Source organism: Bradyrhizobium sp. 191, from assembly GCF_023100985.1.
GTDB classification, from domain to species: domain Bacteria; phylum Pseudomonadota; class Alphaproteobacteria; order Rhizobiales; family Xanthobacteraceae; genus Bradyrhizobium; species Bradyrhizobium diversitatis.
Map to the genome: position 1 here is coordinate 631,184 of NZ_CP064692.1, position 16,084 is coordinate 647,267.

Genomic DNA, 16,084 nt, shown 5'->3' on the forward strand with positions numbered 1-16,084 from the left:
ACGAGGGCGCGGCGCGATCGCGGCACCGCGCCCCTTACGTCAGCTCTTGTTGCGCATCTTGCTGAGCAGATAGTTGTCGTAGAAGTTCTCCGCGATCTGCGTGTAGAAGAGCAGCTCCTTCATATACGCGTCGTGGCTCTCCTTGGTCCGCTTGAACAGGTCGCTCTTGGCGGCGAGCTCGTTCAGATGGTCCTGGGTGGCGTTGTAGCAGGCCTCCAGCACCGGCTGCGGAAACGCTTTCAGCTCCGTGCCGCTCGCGATCAGCCGCTTCAGCGCGGCCGGATTGACGCTGTCGTACTTCTCGAGCATCCAGGCGCCGGCCGCCGCGCCCGCCTGGTTGACGATCGCCTGGTATTGCTTGGGCAGCGAATTCCACTTTTCGTCATTGACGATCATGTGCAGCATGGCGCCGCCTTCCCACCAGCCGGGGAAGTAGTAATATTTGGCGACCTTGTAGAAGCCGAGCTTCTCGTCGTCATAGGGACCGACGAACTCGACCGCGTCGATCGTGCCCTTCTCCAGCGCCGGATAGATATCGCCGCCCGCGATCTGCTGCGGGACGACCCCGAGCTTTGCCAGCACGTGGCCGCCCATGCCGGCGATGCGGAATTTGAGACCCTTGAGATCGTCGACGGTCTTGATCTCCTTGCGGAACCAGCCGCCCATCTGGGTGCCGGAATTGCCGCACAGGATGGCGTGCGCCTTGAAGGGCTTGAGCGCCTCGTTGGTGAGAGCGGCGCCGCCACCGAAGTGCCACCACGACTCCTGATGGCGATGGTTCATGCCGAACGGCGCACCGGTGGCATAGGCCAGCGCCGGCTCCTTGCCGATGTAGAAATAGAGCGGCGTCTGCGCCATCTCCACCGATGCGGTGCTGACGGCATCCAGCGCCTGGAGGCCGGGCACGAGCTCGCCCGCCGAGAAGGTCTGGATCTGGAATTTGTTGTCGGTGGCCTCAGCGACGTATTTCGCGAAGGTCTGCGCCGTGCCGTAGATGGTGTCGAGCGATCTCGGAAAGCTCGAGGTCAGGCGCCATTTGATCTCGGGCGCGCTCTGCGCGATCGCAGGTGCAGCAACCAGCGTCGTCGCGCCGGCGACCGCGCCGCCCTGGATGAATGTACGGCGTTTCATGATGTGGACTCTCCCTGGAAGTAGATTTCAAACATATGGTTTTGTGGCGATGGCCTTCGCGGACCGTTTGCCCGTTCCTATAGCGGAGTTCAAGTTGCGAGGAGAAGGCCCGTACGGAGCTCTCAGAGCAGCTTGGCGCTGACGAACAGCGCGCGCACGGCGTTGGTCGCCTGCACCGCCAGCATAGCGTTACCGGCGGCACCTTCCAGGGCTGCGACTGCGTCCTCGTGCAGGGAGCGAAATTCCATCCACTCGACCGACTTGAAGTTGGTGAGGAATTGATAGGCCTGACCGACGGTTGCGATCGCCAACGTGTCACCGTTCAGCTTGATCTTGAACGTCGTGCGCAGCGGGGTTTCGGAACTTGATGGATCACTCATGGGCTGCTTCTGGGCGAGGACGGCTTAACGAAGGGGAAACGGCAGCCCCGCCGTCGCAGACAAGGTCAGGAATTGGTGCTCGCGCGCTGCGAAGCGGTGGCCGTCCCGCGCAGGCTCGGCACCACGACCAGGCGGTTGAACTCGCCATTGTCGTAGGCTTTCAGGAAACGGTCGTAGTCCTTGATCGAGACGCAGCCGTTGGAATCGCCGCGCGGCCCGAGCAGGTAGTTGTGCGTGAGCAGACCGACGCGCCCAAGCGCACTGGTGCCCTCAGTCGGCGTCATGCGCAGTGCCCGGACGCCGTGGAACAGCTTTTCGCGCGGCTTGAGGTCGTAGGTCGCCGGCGGCGTCGCGCCGACCATCCGCCGGTCGACGTGGTCGGGGTCGTCCATCAGCGCACCCAGGCCGGAATGGGCCTCCAGCGCAACGCCGCTCGGCAGATAGACCGCCTTGGCCGAGATGTCGTAGACCGCGGTTCGCGAGTCGTAGCCGAGGGAAGCTAGATCAGGCGCCTTTGTCAGCAGCCCGCTATCCGGCGTCAACGAAGCCAGCTTGATCTTGTCGGTGAATTTTTCGAAGAAATTGCGGTTGTCGGTCCTGGAACCGGTATCGGCATAGGCCTGGCTGGAGGCGATCTGGGCGGCCAGATCTGCCTGGACCGGACGCGAGCGCGGCATCGGGATGGCGTCGGCACGCTGCGAGGGCCTCGCCTCTTCGGCTGCAGACTGCTCGTCATCGGACAGCATCGAGCGCCAGTCGTCGCCCTGGAGCTTCTGGGCGAGCATCTCCTTGGCATCTCGCAGCTTGAGCTGGACCGCATTCACCGCGGAGCGCTCAAGCGCCCGCAGGCCGAACTCGCGCGCCGGCGGGCTGCCGGCAGCAGACGCGAAACGGTCCTCGAACGAAGAAGCATTGGCCGGCGGCAGCGCAGCGGAGACCAGCGGAGTCGAATCGCCGATGTCAGAAACCCACGCGGCGGCGCCAAGCGCCAGCGCGACCGCTGCCACAGACAGTAAAATCGTCTCGGCCCGCCCGACACGGCGGCGCGACAACAGCCTATCGGCGTTTGCTGCGTCGGAAACCATCAGATCCCCAAAATCGACCCCCGGGGGTGCCCACCCCCACCCGGAGACTCTATACCAGCTACCACATTGGGAGCCAAAAGTTAGGCATAATCGCGGCCGGAAAACCTCCCAAAGGTATCCAATGACCGATCTCTTCGATCTCAACCGCTTTGTCCGGGCCCAGGACCCGGTCTATCGCGAGGTCCAGGCCGAACTGGCCCGGGGTCGAAAGCAGACTCACTGGATGTGGTTCATCTTCCCGCAGGTCGCAGGCCTCGGCTTCAGCGCCATGTCGCAGCGCTACGCCATCGGGTCCCGCGCAGAGGCGGAGGCCTATCTCGCCCATCCCGTCCTCGGGGCGCGCGTGATCGAATGCACGAGGCTCGTGCTCGCCGTCGAGGGCCGGACCATCAACGCGATCCTGGGCGCACCTGATGACGCCAAATTCCGCGCGTCGATGACTCTGTTCGGCGCGGTGTCCGACGAACGCGTCTTCGATCAGGCGATTGCCCGTTATTTTGCTGGTGAACGCGACGGCGCCACGCTCGAGATCCTGTCGCGGCTCGACCGCGCATCCGGCTGAACCTACCGCCGGGGGCGTAACCCGAGATTAACACGGGGTATCTATTGTCCGTGCAAATTTAACTCTCGTCGCACGCCATTGCCGGACAGATCATGAAAATCGGTACGCTCCTGACCAGCGCCATCGTCTCGCTCTCGACCGTCGGCGGCGGCCTCGCCGTCTACGTCGCCGTGACGAAATACCAGACCATGGAACGGGTCGGCGAGGCGCAAGGCCGCCTGGCCATCGTCCGCGCTGTCAGCGATATCCCGCGCTATCTCAATCCGGAGCGCGGCTTTTCCACCAACATTCTCTACGGCCCTGCGAGTATCGACCCGGCACTGCTCACTGAGCAGGACAAATTGCGCAAGCAGACCGACGGCGCCCGCGACAGGATGAACGCACGACGCAAGGAGCTGCCCGGCTCCTTCGAGGACGGCAGCACCATCGGCAGCAATATCGACGGGATCAATGCGAAATTCACCGCCTTGCGCGAAGCCATCGACAAGGCGCTCGCCGGACCGGCGGAGGCCCGCAAGGACGCGGCTAAGAAGATCGTCGCCGACAATGCCGTGCTCAATGCAGGTGTGACTGCGCTTCTCAACGAGCAGGTCCGCCGCATGGCGATCCTCAATGGCGATGCCTACCGACAGGCCAGCTACGCCAACATCGCCATGACGTTGCGGGACGTCGGCGGCTTCAATTCCAGCCTCCACAAAAATCTCGTCGGCGGCAAGAAACCGGCGACTGACGCCGAAAAGGCCGACATCGCCCGCTCACAGGGCCGCAACGACCAGATCGTGATGGCGCTGCAAGAACTGCGCGGCAATCCGTCAACCCCTGCGAACGTCGCCGAGGCCCTGGAGAAGTTCAACGCGATCTATGTCGAGGAATTCGGCCGCGAGCTCAAGCTGGTGAAAGACGGCGCCGTCACCGGCAAGTACGAGCACGATATGGACACCTATTACGCCGCGACACAGCGCGGCCTCGGCACCATCATCGGCGTTCGCGATGCCTTCTACGACAATGCCGAGCAGATTCTCGCCAGCGCATCTTCCGCCGCCCGCACCAGCTTCATCATCGCCCTTGGCGTTCTCCTCGCCGTGCTGATCGCCAGCGCCGGCCTGATCGTGATGGTCCGCCGCCGCGTCTGCGCCCCGATCGTCGGCTTGACGACGCGCATGACACAGCTTGCCGATGGCGACGTTGCCGGCGACATCCCCGGCGCCCAGCGCTCCGATGAGATCGGCGCGATGGCCGCGGCGGTTCAGGTCTTCAAGGACAACATGATCCGGGCCGACCGGCTCGCCGCCGAGAAGCAGGCTGAGAACGACGGCAAGATGCGGCGCGCGCAGGCGCTCGACAGCCTCACGCGAGCCTTCGAGGCCAAGGTCACCGAGCTCGTCGGCGGCCTGTCCCAGGCCTCGGCGACCATGGAAAGCACCGCGCAGTCGATGACCTCGACGGCGGCGCAGACCAACAGCCAGGCCGCGGTGGTCGCCGCCGCCTCCGAACAGACATCGAGCAACGTGCAGACCGTCGCCAGCGCCACCGAAGAGCTGACCTCCTCGATCGCGGAGATTGGCCGTCAGGTCGCCCAAAGCACCGAGATCGCCGCCCGTGCCGTCGACAACGCGCGCCGCACTGGCGACACCGCCCGCGCGCTCGCCGAGGGCGCCCAGAAGATCGGCGACGTCGTCACGCTGATCCAGAGCATCGCCGAACAGACCAACCTGCTCGCGCTGAACGCGACCATCGAGGCCGCCCGCGCTGGCGATGCCGGCCGCGGCTTCGCCGTGGTCGCCTCCGAAGTGAAGTCGCTGGCCGGCCAGACCGCCAAGGCCACCACCGAGATCTCCGAGCAGATCACGGCGATCCAGACGGCAAGTGACGAGACCGTGGCCGCGATCCGCAACGTCGCCGACGTCATCGGCGAGATCGACCAGATCGGCACCGCGATCGCCGCTGCGATCGAGGAGCAGGGCTCGGCTACCAAGGAGATCGCCCGCAGCGTCCAGGAGGCCGCCCGCGGCACCCAGGAGGTCAACAGCAACATCTCCGGCGTGCAGCGCGCCGCCGACGACACGGGAGCTGCCGCGAGGGAGGTGCTGGGCGCCGCCGAGCAGCTCTCGACGCAGTCGCGCGATCTCGCCGGACAGTTCGACCGCTTCCTCGGCGAGGTCAGGACCGCTTAAAGCATGATCCGGAAAAGCGCGCAGCGGTTTTCCGAACAGCTCATGCTGAAACAACAACCTCAAGCGCGATGACGGTTCATCCCGGTCGCATCGCGCTTTAGTACGGCGGCGCCTTCCGCGCCCGCTGCGCTTTCGCTGCCTCGATCCACCACAGGAGATCGTCGGCAAAGCGGGGGAACGAGCGCTCCAGCGCCTTGCCGCCCTCGCCGATCGGCTCGGCCTCCGCCGACAATGTCTGCGCGATCGGGCCGACGCCGATGGTGCTCGACACCACCACCATCCCCATCTCCGACAGCGTGCCGTGCCAGGCCGTCGCCGCGCGCGCGCCGGACAGTCGGCCGGCGGAATAACTCACGATCGCGGCCGGACGCCAGAACCACTCTTCGAGGAAGTGGTCGGTAAGATTCTTCAGGCCGGGCTGGATGCCCCAATTGTACTCGCCGGTGACGAAGACGAAGCCGTCGGCGCCGCGGATCTGCCCGGCCAGCTTCTCCAGCGCCTCGGGCGCCGAACCCTTGGGATATTCCTTGTACATGCGGTCCAGCATCGGCAGGCCGATTGCCTTGGCGTCGATGAATTCGACCTCCTCGCCGCGGCCGCGCAGCCGATCGACGACGAAATTCGCAAGGCGGATGCCCATGCGGTCGGAACGGTAGGAACCGTAGAGAACGAGAATGCGATTGCTCATGGCCGGACGGTAGCACGAAACCGGCGCTCGTCCCTACCCGATTTGTCGGACTATCGTCCGCGACCGCGGCCCAGCGTTTGCGACGGCGACTCGCCGAACTGGACGCGGTAGCTTCTGGAGAAATCGCTGAGATGCCAGAAGCCAAACGCCAGCGCGACCGCCTTGACGCTATCGGCGCCGGCGAGAAGCTGCCGCCGCACCAGCCACAGCCGGCGCAGGCGCAAATAGCGGTGCAGGCTCATGCCCCGATAGCGGCGGACGACGTCGTGCATGGTGCGAACGGACAGCCCGAGCTTGCGCGCGATCTCATCGCTGTAGATCGGCTGCGACAAATCCTCGGTCAGCAGTGCGCGGATGTCCTGGAACATCCTGAAATTCCGCTCGTCGTTGGGGCCGAGGGTCCAGCGGGCCGAGACGACGCTTTCGAAGGCCTCGTCGACGGCTCCGAGCAGGGACTCCTTCATCGCCGCGCCCTTCAACGAAAGCTCCGGCGCCTCGGCCGGGCCGGACGCCTCGGCCAGCACCTCACGAACCACGGTGCGCAGCCGGAACAAGCCGGCCGCCGAGACCTCAAAAATCTTGAAGCTCGAGAGCGTGGCCGGCCAGCCGCGGTCCCGCACCTCCGGCCTGAAAACCACCGAGGCGATTTGTCGCTGCACCTCCTCAACGGTGGTGTAGGCGGCGCCGCCGCTGCCAATGACCACGACCGGTCGGGCGCGCTGCGAGCCATTGAAGCGAACGGGCACGTCGAGGTCGTCCATCGTGAAGCCGACCGCCGTGCAATTCTCGACCAGCTGTGCATCGACCATTCGCGGAAACGTCCGCGTCAAATTCACGTCGCAACCGGGCAACGACAGGATTGTCTGCTCAGCCGAAATCCTCCGTACGAAAGGCGTGAATTCGAAATTCAGCCCGCGTATCGCACTTCGAAATTCGTCGACGTCTGAAAAGCGAAAAGTGTTGAGTGCCAGTCTCGGCACATCGTCAATGCTGTTCATGAAATATGAAACGCGACGTGGCGTAGACGTGCGTCCGGCCGCGACGCCGGTTCGTTTCCCCTTCGGTTTTCCGTTACCTAGAAAGGATCAATCTTAACGTGTCCTGACAAATTGGCGAGGAGCCAGTTGAAAGAACAAGCGACCACGTCTGTCTCTCGCCGAATTTCGATAGCGTTTCCCGCACTGTGATGGTGCCAGGCTACCTGACCTTCGATATCTAAAATTCAAAATTAACGACTTTGAGGCGCAATAGCTCTCGTTTGATCGTCAAAGTTATTTCGAATTTCAGGCCCCTGCCATGACGGCAAATTCGCCTGCTGATGTTCTGGTCGAGTTGGAGGACGCGGTCGCAACGTGTCCGCTGGACCGCTGCGCACGCATTCTTTCCGGCATCATGCAGCTGCTCACCAGCAGCCGCGACCGGCCCCAGGAATTGCTCGCCAGTGTGGTCGACGGCGTTCTGCTGCGGCTGACGGAGCGGGTTGAGGCCAGTGCGTTGATCGAGCTCAGCACCGCACTCGCGGAACTCGCGGTGGCTCCGCCGAAGACCATGCGGCGTCTCGCCTCTCACCACGATCCGGAGGTGGCGTGCCCCGTCTTGCTGCGATCGCCGTCACTGTCCACCGCCGATCTCAAATCGATCGCGGCCTCGAGCGGCGAACGGCAGCAATGCGCGATCGCCGCCCGCGCGCCGATCGATCCGCCGGTGATCGAGACGCTGATCGAAGGCGGCTTCCGCAGCGTCCTTATTGCGCTGATCGCCAATACGGAGGCACGATTCTCGGACGCCGCCTACGCCGCGCTGGTCGGGAAGTGCCTGACGGATGATGAGCTCACGAAGGCGCTGGCACTCAGGCCGGACACGCCCGACACGGTCATGCGGAAGTTGCTGTCGGCCTCACCGGCTCCGAAATCCGGCACAGGGCCGACGGCGACCGTCTCGCTTCAAGCGGTAGCGGCCGCGCCAATCGTCCCCAAGCTGCCCTGCGCGGCCGCCTATGCCGGCGCGCGGCCGGAGATCGTTGCGCTCAACCGCATCGGCAAGCTCAACGATTCCACGGTGAACCGCTTCGCCATCCGCGGCGAGACCGCCAACCTCGTCACGGCCCTATCGGTGCTTTCGGGGGCTCCCATCGAAATCGTCGAGCATGTCATGACCGACGACGATTGCGAGGGTCTCGTGATGGCCTGCCGTGCCTCGCGGCTGAACTGGCAGACCACGTTGGCCATCTTGGGCAATCGCTGCGGCAGAAGGCTTTCCTTCGCCGAGCGCGAACGCGCGCAGCACATTTTTGAGACACTGCTCCTGTCCACCAGCCAGTGGACGGTGCGTTGGGGGGAAATTGCCGCAAGTGCCAAGGAGAGCAGTCGGGAACATCGCGGCGCAAAGATGGGGATGAGCCGATGAAATTCGACGGTCGCAAAGCCGCTCGTGTGAAAATGGACCACAGGCAGCCGGTCAATCTCATGGGTTCGGACGGGACCTGGCGACGCAGCTGCGTCCTGCTGGACGTATCGCAAAGCGGCGCCAAGATCGAGGTCGAGGGCACACTCGACGTGCTCCAGGCCAAGGAGTTCTTCATGCTGCTGTCGTCGACCGGCCTCGCCTACCGGCGCTGCGAACTGGTCTGGATCGACGGCACCACGGCTGGAGTCCACTTCGTTACGGCTGACGGCAAGAAGAAGCCTGCAGGCGCACCAGCGCCTGCGCAGACCGCGGCTCAGGGTAAATAGATTCGAACATTCCACCTGGTGTTTGACTTTCATACGGTCGCAAAGTGTAGGTCAGATCGTGCAGCACGCGCCAACAAGATCCGGCCCGGTCGATGGTGACGGCGGTATCCGTCAGACACGAACCGATCGCCCCTTCCTGCATGTGCTGGCCGACACGTCCGACAAGCTTTCGGGCGTCTGCTCGATCCTCCAAGAGAAATTCACCATTGCCGGCGAGCGACTCGATGCCGATTCCAGGCTGTCGCAGACGCCGGCCGCCATCGTCATCCGCGCGGAGCTGCGCGACGTCGACAACATCGCCGCGATCAAGAAGCGGGCCGGCAAGCTGGCGAAGGCCAGGAAGCGCATCTTCCTGCTCGAGCACGCCTCCCACGTCTGCATCTCGCAAGCCTACGCGCTCGGGGCGACGCTGGTCCTTCCCGGCACGGTCAGCCGGACCAGGCTGCTGGCGGCGCTGGCCGATCCGGCCGACGGTCCATCCGCTTCGTCAGGCGACGCGTCGCAACCGGACGACGCCGTCGAGACCGCCGCGACCGCGATCGCATCGATGTTCACGGCTGTGACCCTCGGCCAACCGCTCGACGTCGACGGCACCAAGGAAGCCGGTCGCCAGATTGCCGACCGTATCACCCGGCATGGCCTGACGGAGTGGCTCATGACGGTGCGCCGCCATCACGAAGGAACCTATCAGCATTGCCTGCTCGTGACAGGCGTTGCCATCGACTTCGGACTGAGCCTCGGCGTCGGCAGAGCCGACCTGGAACGTCTCTACTCGGCTGCCATGTTCCACGACATCGGCAAGGCGCAGATACCACTCGCCATCCTCGACAAGCCGGGCCGTCTTGATGCCGCCGAACGCGCGCTGATCGAAACGCATCCGGCCGCCGGTTACGAGTTTCTCAAGGGACACGACGGAATCTCGCCGGAGATACTCGATGCCGTTCGCCATCATCACGAATACCTCGACGGGAGCGGTTATCCCGACGCGCTCTGCGCCGAGAGGATCGGCGACATCGTGCGAATTCTAACGATCTCGGACATCTTCGCGGCGCTGATCGAGCACCGGCACTACAAGCCGACCATGCCGCGCGCGGACGCCTACAATATTCTGTGCGGGATGAACGGGAAGCTGGAGAAGGTGCTGGTCCACTCATTCAAGCAGGTCGCGCTCACGCGGTGAGCGCGGCAGACCGGTCTCGAACGCGGCCTAATGAGTAGCGCGATGGCTGGCGCGGCGCGGGATGGACCGGCAGGCCAGCCCCTCGGCCAGCAGCTTCATGTCCTCGTGCCGGCCGCTGCGTATCAGCCGGCCGAACTCTTCGGGTGTGAAAGGAAGACTTGGATCGTCATCGATCTTGTGCCGGAGTCGCGGACCGAAGAACCGTCGAACCAGGCTAGCCAGCCGCCGCATGTCAATTCCCTCGCGCCAGCAACAAACCTCTCAGTCCGCATATTGTTCCTCCTGCACCTTCGAGATTGCAAGAGGCCGCTTGGGACTCCGCACCAAAAATTTCCGCCAGAGAATAATCTCCTCCTGTCGTGCTAATCGGCAAAACCCACGTAACGCACGAACTGGTGGTTGTGCTCGCGGTCCGAACGCACCGCGTTCGCGGCAAAGCCGTCGTCGGGATAGCCCATCGCGACGCAGGTCATGATGACCTCGTCCTCCGGAATCTCGGCGACCTCGCGCACGATGTCGGAACGCATGATGCCCTGCCCGTTGATGACCGAGCCGAGCCCGCGGTCCCACGCCGCGAGCACGATGCCGTAGCAGAGCGCGCCGAGATCGAAATGGCAGACGGCGCCGGGATCGAGCACGCGGTCGTAGGTCAGCACCAGCGAGACCGGCGCGTCGAACTGGCGGAAGCCGCGCAGCACCCAGTCCTGCCGCATCGGCTTGTCGTCGCGCGCGATTCCCATCGCGCCGAACAGCTTCTTGGCGATGTCGACCTGCCGGGTGCGATGCACGCCCTGGTATTCGCCATGGCTGATGATGTCGCGCTTGACCTTGGCGCCGCCGGCCATCTCCGCCATGTTGCGGCGACGCACCTCCTCCAGAGGATGGCCCGTGAGCACATGGACATGCCAGGGCTGGGTGTTCATCGACGAGGGCGCGCGTTTGGCGCTCTCGATGATCGCCTCGATCACCGCGCGCGGCACCGGCTCGTTCTTGAAGCCACGCACGCTGCGGCGCGACTGGACCAGCGTCTCGAATTCCACCTCGTGAACCTCCCTGCCCGTTCGTCCGGCGTTGCGACGCAGGCCGGTTGCCGATGCGGCCCGCAAAACCTATGCTGGCCCGCAAGCAAGACCAAGAATCCTGGAGGACCCGTCATGGCCGCGCCGCTCGATCCCGTCATCGCCCAGATCATTCCGCTCATGCCGATGCGCGATCCCACGGTCATGACGCCACAGAGCGCCCGCGATTCCTTGCGCGCACTGGCTGCCTCACGTGCCGCCATTCCGCCGCCGCCGGTCGATAGCGTCGAGGATATCAGGGTGAAAGGCGGCGCCGGTCCGCTACCTGCACGGGTCTACCGGATCGGCACCGCGCCGGCACCGACCGTGGTGTTCTTCCATGGCGGCGGCTGGGTTGCAGGCGATCTCGAAACCCACGACCGGCAGGCGCGCAACCTTGCGATCGAGACCGGCGCGGTCGTCGTCTCCGTCGACTATCGCCGCCCGCCCGAGACGCGCTTTCCCGGCGCCTTCGAGGACGCCTTCGCCGCGGTGAGCGACGTGTTTGGCCGCGTCGCGGAATTTGGCGGTGACGCAAAGCGCTTCGGCGTTGCCGGCGACAGCGCCGGCGGCAATCTCGCAGCCACCACCGCGATCGCCTGCCGCGATGCCGGCATCAATCTCGCCGCGCAAATGCTGGTCTATCCCGTGACCGACGTTCTCGGCAGCTACGCGGACGCGCGCGAGAACGCGCGTTATCCCTCCCGCGAGGAGAATGCCGAGGGCTACTTTCTGACGCGGGCGACGATGGAATGGTTCTGCGGCCACTATCTCGCCGATCCCGGCCATGCCACCGACTGGCGCGCCTCGCCGTTGCGTGCCGCCTCACTGGCGGGCGTCGCGCCGGCCATCGTGACCACCGCCTGGTTCGATCCCTTGCGCGACGAAGGTGCCGCCTATGCGCGGGCCCTGGAGGCCGCCGGCGTCCGCGTCAAGCACCACGAGGGCCCCGGCCTGATCCACGGCTATTTCGGCATGGGCGATGCCTCGGACGTCGCACGCGCCGAAGCGCAGCGCGCGAGGGCCGACTTCAAGGCGTTGCTCGCGCGAGGCGCCTGAGGGGGGCTAGCCGCGAGATGCCTGTTGCGCGCCGGTATGCCCCCAGGTCTCGTCCCAATCCTGACCGGCTGCGTCGACGACGCGGCCGCCGGCTTCGAAGAACTTGTTCGGCACCTGGAAGATCGCCAGGATCAAGGCGCCGTCCGGACACCAGGCGGCGTGGCGGCTGCCCGCCTCGCGCCAAATGAATTCGCCGGCCTTGCAGGCAATGCCCTTGGCCGGGCCCTCCTGGTCGACGAGCGCGCCTTCGATGACCCAGCTCTGCTCGATGCCGACATGCTCGTGATCGGGCAGCACCGATCCTGGCGCAAAGCGCATCAAGGCGGTCATCAGGCCCGTGCTGCGATCGAACAGCAGCGTCTTGGCCTCGCAGCCGGGAAAGCGGGTCTTCTGCCAGTCCATGTCCTGGGGCCGAACCAGGTGGGAATGCCGGTCGGCAGACTCTGCGCCCTTCGAGATCGTAGCGTCCATGACGATGCTCCATCCAGCTAAGCTGATCGAGGCTAGCAGCATCCCACGACGGGGTCAGCGAGCAGTGCAACAAGGATGGGCCGCCGCCGACCGCGCTCGAAAAATCGGTACGTCGACCGGACGACGTCCGCTCATCCTGCTTGATTGCGCCATGATTCCCGGCTCCAATCTCCCGGCCATTTCTGGTTTCAGGAGACACCCATGATGAAGCGGATTTTCCTCGCAGCGATCGTTGCCGCCTTTGCAGCGGGCTCGGCATTCGCACAAGAGACCTGCGAGAGCAAAGCGATCGGCAAGGACGGCAAGCCGCTGGCCGGCGCCGCCAAGACCTCGTTCCTGAAGAAGTGCAAGGCGGATGCCTGCGCACCCAAGGCAGTCGGCTCCGACGGCAAGCCGCTCGCCGGTGCCGCCAAGAACAGCTTCATGAAGAAGTGCGAGACCAGCGCGTAAGCGCGCGGTCCATTCCCGGCTTTTTCAGCAAGCCATCACAAATGAAATGCCGTCATGGCCGGGCAGAAGCGCGTCTTCGCGCGAGATGTCCCGGCCATTTGCTTTTTGTGCCTCCCCGCCGCCAGTGTGCGACACGCGCCGAGCGCGTGGAGCAAACTCGCCGCGACCCTAGACAGAACGCAGCGGCTGACGGATCATGCCGCGCTGAGTGAACCGGGGCATCGACGAGGCTTCCAGCAAAGGATGGGCGAGATGTTGCAGTTTCGCGTGCGAGATCACATGATGGCGACGATGAGCGTGCTCTTTACGCTGCTCATGATTGTTGACGTTGCCAACGCAAGAGGCCCTGGCCTGCCCAACGTCGTGGTTCTCGCAACCGGCGGCACGATCGCCGGCAGCGGGGCGAGCAGCACCACCGTCGTCGGGTATACCGCAGCCACGGTGGGCATCGAGACCCTCTTGAACGCCGTCCCCGAGTTGAAAACGGTGGCCAACGTCAAGGGCGAGCAGGTCTTCCAGATCGCCAGCGAGAATATGAACAATGATTATTGGCTGAAGCTCGCCAAGCGGGTCAATACGCTGCTCGCGCAGGACGACGTGGACGGGATCGTGATCACGCACGGGACCGATACGATCGAGGAAACCAGCTATTTCCTGAATCTGGTCGTCAAGAGCAAGAAGCCTGTGGTCGTCGTCGGTGCGATGCGCCCATCGACCGCGATCAGCGCGGACGGCCCGATCAACCTCTTCAATGCGGTGATCCTCGCAGGCAGTGAAGAAGCCGTCGGCAAGGGCGTGCTCGTCGCGCTCAACGATCAGATCAACGCCGCGCGCGACGTCACCAAGAACAACACCTCCACGGCAGACACCTTTCGCACGCCTGAACTCGGCTTTCTCGGCTACATGCAGGGCAACAAGCCGTATTTCTATCGGCAATCGACCCGCCGGCACACGGCGGATTCCGAATTTGACGTGTCCAAGCTCGATGTTCTGCCGCAGGTCGACATCGTCTACGGCTACGCCAACATGAACCGGGTCGCGATCGACGCTTTTGTAGCCGCTGGCGCCAAGGGGGTCGTGCATGCCGGCGTGGGTGACGGCAGCCTGGCCCGCCCCGCGGTCGAGCCGGCGCTCGACGAAGCCCGCAAGAAGGGAGTGGTGATCGTTCGTAGCAGCCGTGTCGGCAACGGCATCGTCGCGCGCAATGGCGAGGCCAAGGACGATGAGCACGACTTCGTCGTCTCGGATACGCTCAATCCCCAGAAGGCGCGCATTTTGCTGATGCTGGCGTTGACCAAGACGACCGACACCAAGGAAATTCAGCGGATGTTCTTCGCCTATTAGAGGCTACTCGCGCTTGAAACGGTAATCGAACGCGGCGCCGAACGACTTGATGAGCCCGGCCGTCGGCGCCGGAATGGATCGGCAGGATCAGCTCCGCAATCCCGGCGCCTCCTGTCCGGTGCGCGCGACATACTCCGTGTAGCCGCCGCCGTACTGGTGGATGCCATCCGGCGTCAGCTCCAGCACCCGGTTCGATAGCGTCGCCAAAAAATGCCGGTCATGCGAGACGAACAGCATGGTGCCCTCGAAATCCGACAGCGCGTTGATCAGCATCTCCTTGGTGGCGAGGTCGAGATGGTTGGTCGGCTCGTCCAGCACCAGGAAGTTCGGCGGATCGAACAGCATCTTGGCCATCACGAGGCGCGCCTTCTCGCCGCCGGACAGCACGCGGCAGCGCTTCTCGACGTCGTCGCCAGAGAAGCCGAAGCAGCCGGCGAGCGCGCGCAACGAGCCCTGCCCGGCGGTCGGAAATGCATATTCGAGAGACTCAAACACCGTCTGCTCGCCGTCGAGCAGGTCCATCGCGTGCTGGGCGAAATAGCCCATCTTGACGCTGCCCCCGAGCGCCACGGTGCCCTGGTCCGGCTCGCTCGCGCCGGCGACCAGCTTGAGCAGCGTCGACTTGCCGGCGCCGTTGACGCCCATCACGCACCAGCGCTCCCTGCGGCGGATCATGAAGTCGAGGCCATCATAGATGCGCTTAGCTCCATAGCCCTTGTGCACGTTCTTGAGCGCCACGACGTCCTCGCCCGAGCGCGGCGCCGGCAAAAAGTCGAACGCCACGCTCTGGCGGCGGCGCGGCGGCTCGACCCGTTCGATCTTGTCGAGCTTCTTCACCCGGCTCTGCACCTGTGCTGCATGCGAGGCGCGCGCCTTGAAGCGCTCGATGAACTTGATCTCCTTGGCCAGCATGGCCTGCTGTCGCTCGAACTGGGCCTGCTGCTGCTTCTCGTTCTGCGCCCGCTGCTGCTCGTAGAACTCGTAATTGCCGGTGTAGGTGGTGAGCGAGCCGCTGTCGATCTCGATCACCTTGGAGATGACGCGGTTGATGAACTCGCGGTCATGCGAGGTCATCAGCAGCGTGCCTTCGTAATCGTGCAGGAATTTTTCCAGCCAGATCAGGCTTTCGAGATCGAGATGGTTGCTCGGCTCGTCGAGCAGCATCACGTCGGGACGCATCAGGAGAATACGCGCCAGCGCCACGCGCATCTTCCAGCCGCCGGAGAGTTTTCCGACGTCGCCGTCCATCATCTCCTGGCTGAACCCGAGGCCGGACAGCGCTTCGCGCGCACGGCCATCGAGTGCATAGCCGTCCAACTCCTCGAAACGATGCTGCACCTCGCCGTAGCGCGCGATGATCTCGTCCATCTGATCGGCCTTTTCAGGGTCGGCCATCGCGGCCTCGAGCTCGCGCAGCTCGGCCGCAACCTCGCTGACGGGGCCGGCGCCATCCATCACCTCGGCCACCGCGCTGCGGCCGCTCATCTCGCCGACGTCCTGGTTGAAATAACCGATGGTAATGCCGCGATCGGTCGAGACCTGCCCCTCGTCAGGCAGCTCCTCGCCGGCGATCATCCGGAACAATGTGGTCTTGCCGGCGCCGTTCGGCCCGACGAGGCCGATCTTCTCGCCCTTGTTCAGGGCGGCGGAGGCTTCGATGAACAGGATCTGGTGGCCGGCTTGCTTGCTGACGTTGTCGAGGCGGATCATGAGGTCTTTTTGGGGGGATTTTTGCGTTGCAGCGTCATAGGCCATACGGGCTTCCAGGGG

Annotated in this window: 17 protein-coding genes; 8 read left to right on the forward strand and 9 right to left on the reverse strand. The window is 64.4% G+C overall.

Going from position 1 to position 16,084, the window contains the following annotated elements:
- Positions 1-39: 39 nt before the first annotated feature.
- The 3 genes from IVB23_RS02975 to IVB23_RS02985 form a co-directional block, all read right to left on the reverse strand.
- On the reverse strand, positions 40-1,131 hold the full coding sequence (locus IVB23_RS02975; protein ID WP_061876550.1) for a substrate-binding domain-containing protein: 1,092 nt from the start codon (positions 1,129-1,131) through the stop codon (positions 40-42).
- 122 nt (positions 1,132-1,253) lie between these two features.
- Positions 1,254-1,511, reverse strand: coding sequence for a hypothetical protein (locus tag IVB23_RS02980; protein WP_024338019.1), 258 nt, complete (start codon positions 1,509-1,511; stop codon positions 1,254-1,256).
- 65 nt (positions 1,512-1,576) lie between these two features.
- On the reverse strand, positions 1,577-2,596 hold the full coding sequence (locus IVB23_RS02985) for a DUF2778 domain-containing protein (protein ID WP_247802426.1): 1,020 nt from the start codon (positions 2,594-2,596) through the stop codon (positions 1,577-1,579).
- 121 nt (positions 2,597-2,717) lie between these two features.
- On the opposite strand from IVB23_RS02985, the gene IVB23_RS02990 reads away from it, so the two are divergent.
- Positions 2,718-3,158, forward strand: a complete 441-nt coding sequence (locus tag IVB23_RS02990) for a DUF1810 domain-containing protein (protein WP_247802427.1) — start codon at positions 2,718-2,720, stop codon at positions 3,156-3,158.
- A 92-nt stretch (positions 3,159-3,250) separates the two neighbouring features.
- A complete protein-coding gene (locus IVB23_RS02995) occupies positions 3,251-5,332 on the forward strand; it encodes a methyl-accepting chemotaxis protein (RefSeq protein WP_247802428.1) in 2,082 nt (693 codons plus the stop codon).
- Between the two features lie 97 nt (positions 5,333-5,429).
- Here IVB23_RS02995 and IVB23_RS03000 read toward each other — a convergent pair whose 3' ends face one another.
- Together IVB23_RS03000 and IVB23_RS03005 are read right to left on the reverse strand one after the other, a co-directional pair.
- The gene (locus IVB23_RS03000; RefSeq protein WP_061876547.1) at positions 5,430-6,020 is read right to left on the reverse strand and encodes an NAD(P)H-dependent oxidoreductase; all 591 of its coding nucleotides are present in this window, start codon (positions 6,018-6,020) and stop codon (positions 5,430-5,432) included.
- Positions 6,021-6,070: 50 nt separating this feature from the next.
- Complete coding sequence (locus tag IVB23_RS03005) at positions 6,071-7,018, reverse strand: AraC family transcriptional regulator (RefSeq protein WP_247802429.1); 948 nt, start codon at positions 7,016-7,018, stop codon at positions 6,071-6,073.
- A gap of 298 nt (positions 7,019-7,316) precedes the next feature.
- On the opposite strand from IVB23_RS03005, the gene IVB23_RS03010 reads away from it, so the two are divergent.
- The 3 genes from IVB23_RS03010 to IVB23_RS03020 are packed head-to-tail and all read left to right on the forward strand — an operon-like array spanning position 7,317 to position 9,932.
- The gene (locus IVB23_RS03010) at positions 7,317-8,426 is read left to right on the forward strand and encodes a DUF2336 domain-containing protein (RefSeq protein ID WP_247802430.1); all 1,110 of its coding nucleotides are present in this window, start codon (positions 7,317-7,319) and stop codon (positions 8,424-8,426) included.
- Positions 8,423-8,752, forward strand: coding sequence for a PilZ domain-containing protein (locus IVB23_RS03015; RefSeq protein WP_061876544.1), 330 nt, complete (start codon positions 8,423-8,425; stop codon positions 8,750-8,752). Before IVB23_RS03010 ends, IVB23_RS03015 begins: the two co-directional genes overlap by 4 nt.
- A 58-nt stretch (positions 8,753-8,810) precedes the next feature.
- Positions 8,811-9,932, forward strand: coding sequence for an HD domain-containing phosphohydrolase (locus tag IVB23_RS03020; protein ID WP_247802431.1), 1,122 nt, complete (start codon positions 8,811-8,813; stop codon positions 9,930-9,932).
- A 27-nt stretch (positions 9,933-9,959) separates the two neighbouring features.
- Here IVB23_RS03020 and IVB23_RS03025 read toward each other — a convergent pair whose 3' ends face one another.
- Together IVB23_RS03025 and IVB23_RS03030 are read right to left on the reverse strand one after the other, a co-directional pair.
- Positions 9,960-10,163: a hypothetical protein gene (locus IVB23_RS03025; protein WP_061876542.1), complete on the reverse strand. Its 204-nt coding sequence runs from the start codon at positions 10,161-10,163 to the stop codon at positions 9,960-9,962.
- A gap of 131 nt (positions 10,164-10,294) precedes the next feature.
- Positions 10,295-10,972 carry a nitroreductase gene (locus IVB23_RS03030; protein ID WP_074447943.1) on the reverse strand — a complete coding sequence of 226 codons (678 nt, stop codon included), beginning with the start codon at positions 10,970-10,972 and terminating at the stop codon, positions 10,295-10,297.
- Between the two features lie 114 nt (positions 10,973-11,086).
- Between IVB23_RS03030 and IVB23_RS03035 the strand changes: the two genes are divergently transcribed.
- A complete protein-coding gene (locus tag IVB23_RS03035) occupies positions 11,087-12,049 on the forward strand; it encodes an alpha/beta hydrolase (protein ID WP_247802432.1) in 963 nt (320 codons plus the stop codon).
- Between the two features lie 6 nt (positions 12,050-12,055).
- On the opposite strand, the gene IVB23_RS03040 is transcribed toward IVB23_RS03035, so the two are convergent.
- Positions 12,056-12,520, reverse strand: a complete 465-nt coding sequence (locus tag IVB23_RS03040; protein ID WP_061876539.1) for a cupin domain-containing protein — start codon at positions 12,518-12,520, stop codon at positions 12,056-12,058.
- A gap of 201 nt (positions 12,521-12,721) precedes the next feature.
- Here IVB23_RS03040 and IVB23_RS03045 point away from each other — a divergent pair, with 201 nt between their 5' ends.
- Together IVB23_RS03045 and IVB23_RS03050 are read left to right on the forward strand one after the other, a co-directional pair.
- Complete coding sequence (locus IVB23_RS03045; RefSeq protein ID WP_061876538.1) at positions 12,722-12,970, forward strand: hypothetical protein; 249 nt, start codon at positions 12,722-12,724, stop codon at positions 12,968-12,970.
- A 54-nt stretch (positions 12,971-13,024) separates the two neighbouring features.
- Entirely contained in the window at positions 13,025-14,314 is a 1,290-nt protein-coding gene (locus tag IVB23_RS03050) for a type II asparaginase (RefSeq protein ID WP_276578562.1), read from the forward strand.
- An 87-nt stretch (positions 14,315-14,401) separates the two neighbouring features.
- Here the strand turns inward: IVB23_RS03050 and IVB23_RS03055 are convergent, their stop codons facing one another.
- Positions 14,402-16,024 carry an ABC-F family ATP-binding cassette domain-containing protein gene (locus IVB23_RS03055; RefSeq protein ID WP_061876537.1) on the reverse strand — a complete coding sequence of 541 codons (1,623 nt, stop codon included), beginning with the start codon at positions 16,022-16,024 and terminating at the stop codon, positions 14,402-14,404.
- Between the last annotated feature and the right edge of the window lie 60 nt (positions 16,025-16,084).

Excerpts from the sequence above, each read along its gene's own strand:
- IVB23_RS02975 (WP_061876550.1), bottom strand. The coding sequence starts at position 1,131 with ATGAAACGCCGTACATTCATCCAGGGCGGCGCGGTCGCCGGCGCGACG.
- IVB23_RS02980 (WP_024338019.1), bottom strand. The coding sequence starts at position 1,511 with ATGAGTGATCCATCAAGTTCCGAAACCCCGCTGCGCACGACGTTCAAG.
- IVB23_RS02985 (WP_247802426.1), bottom strand. The coding sequence starts at position 2,596 with ATGGTTTCCGACGCAGCAAACGCCGATAGGCTGTTGTCGCGCCGCCGT.
- IVB23_RS02990 (WP_247802427.1), top strand. The coding sequence starts at position 2,718 with ATGACCGATCTCTTCGATCTCAACCGCTTTGTCCGGGCCCAGGACCCG.
- IVB23_RS02995 (WP_247802428.1), top strand. The coding sequence starts at position 3,251 with ATGAAAATCGGTACGCTCCTGACCAGCGCCATCGTCTCGCTCTCGACC.
- IVB23_RS03000 (WP_061876547.1), bottom strand. The coding sequence starts at position 6,020 with ATGAGCAATCGCATTCTCGTTCTCTACGGTTCCTACCGTTCCGACCGC.
- IVB23_RS03005 (WP_247802429.1), bottom strand. The coding sequence starts at position 7,018 with ATGAACAGCATTGACGATGTGCCGAGACTGGCACTCAACACTTTTCGC.
- IVB23_RS03010 (WP_247802430.1), top strand. The coding sequence starts at position 7,317 with ATGACGGCAAATTCGCCTGCTGATGTTCTGGTCGAGTTGGAGGACGCG.
- IVB23_RS03015 (WP_061876544.1), top strand. The coding sequence starts at position 8,423 with ATGAAATTCGACGGTCGCAAAGCCGCTCGTGTGAAAATGGACCACAGG.
- IVB23_RS03025 (WP_061876542.1), bottom strand. The coding sequence starts at position 10,163 with ATGCGGCGGCTGGCTAGCCTGGTTCGACGGTTCTTCGGTCCGCGACTC.
- IVB23_RS03035 (WP_247802432.1), top strand. The coding sequence starts at position 11,087 with ATGGCCGCGCCGCTCGATCCCGTCATCGCCCAGATCATTCCGCTCATG.
- IVB23_RS03040 (WP_061876539.1), bottom strand. The coding sequence starts at position 12,520 with ATGGACGCTACGATCTCGAAGGGCGCAGAGTCTGCCGACCGGCATTCC.
- IVB23_RS03045 (WP_061876538.1), top strand. The coding sequence starts at position 12,722 with ATGATGAAGCGGATTTTCCTCGCAGCGATCGTTGCCGCCTTTGCAGCG.
- IVB23_RS03050 (WP_276578562.1), top strand. The coding sequence starts at position 13,025 with ATGGCCGGGCAGAAGCGCGTCTTCGCGCGAGATGTCCCGGCCATTTGC.
- IVB23_RS03055 (WP_061876537.1), bottom strand. The coding sequence starts at position 16,024 with ATGATCCGCCTCGACAACGTCAGCAAGCAAGCCGGCCACCAGATCCTG.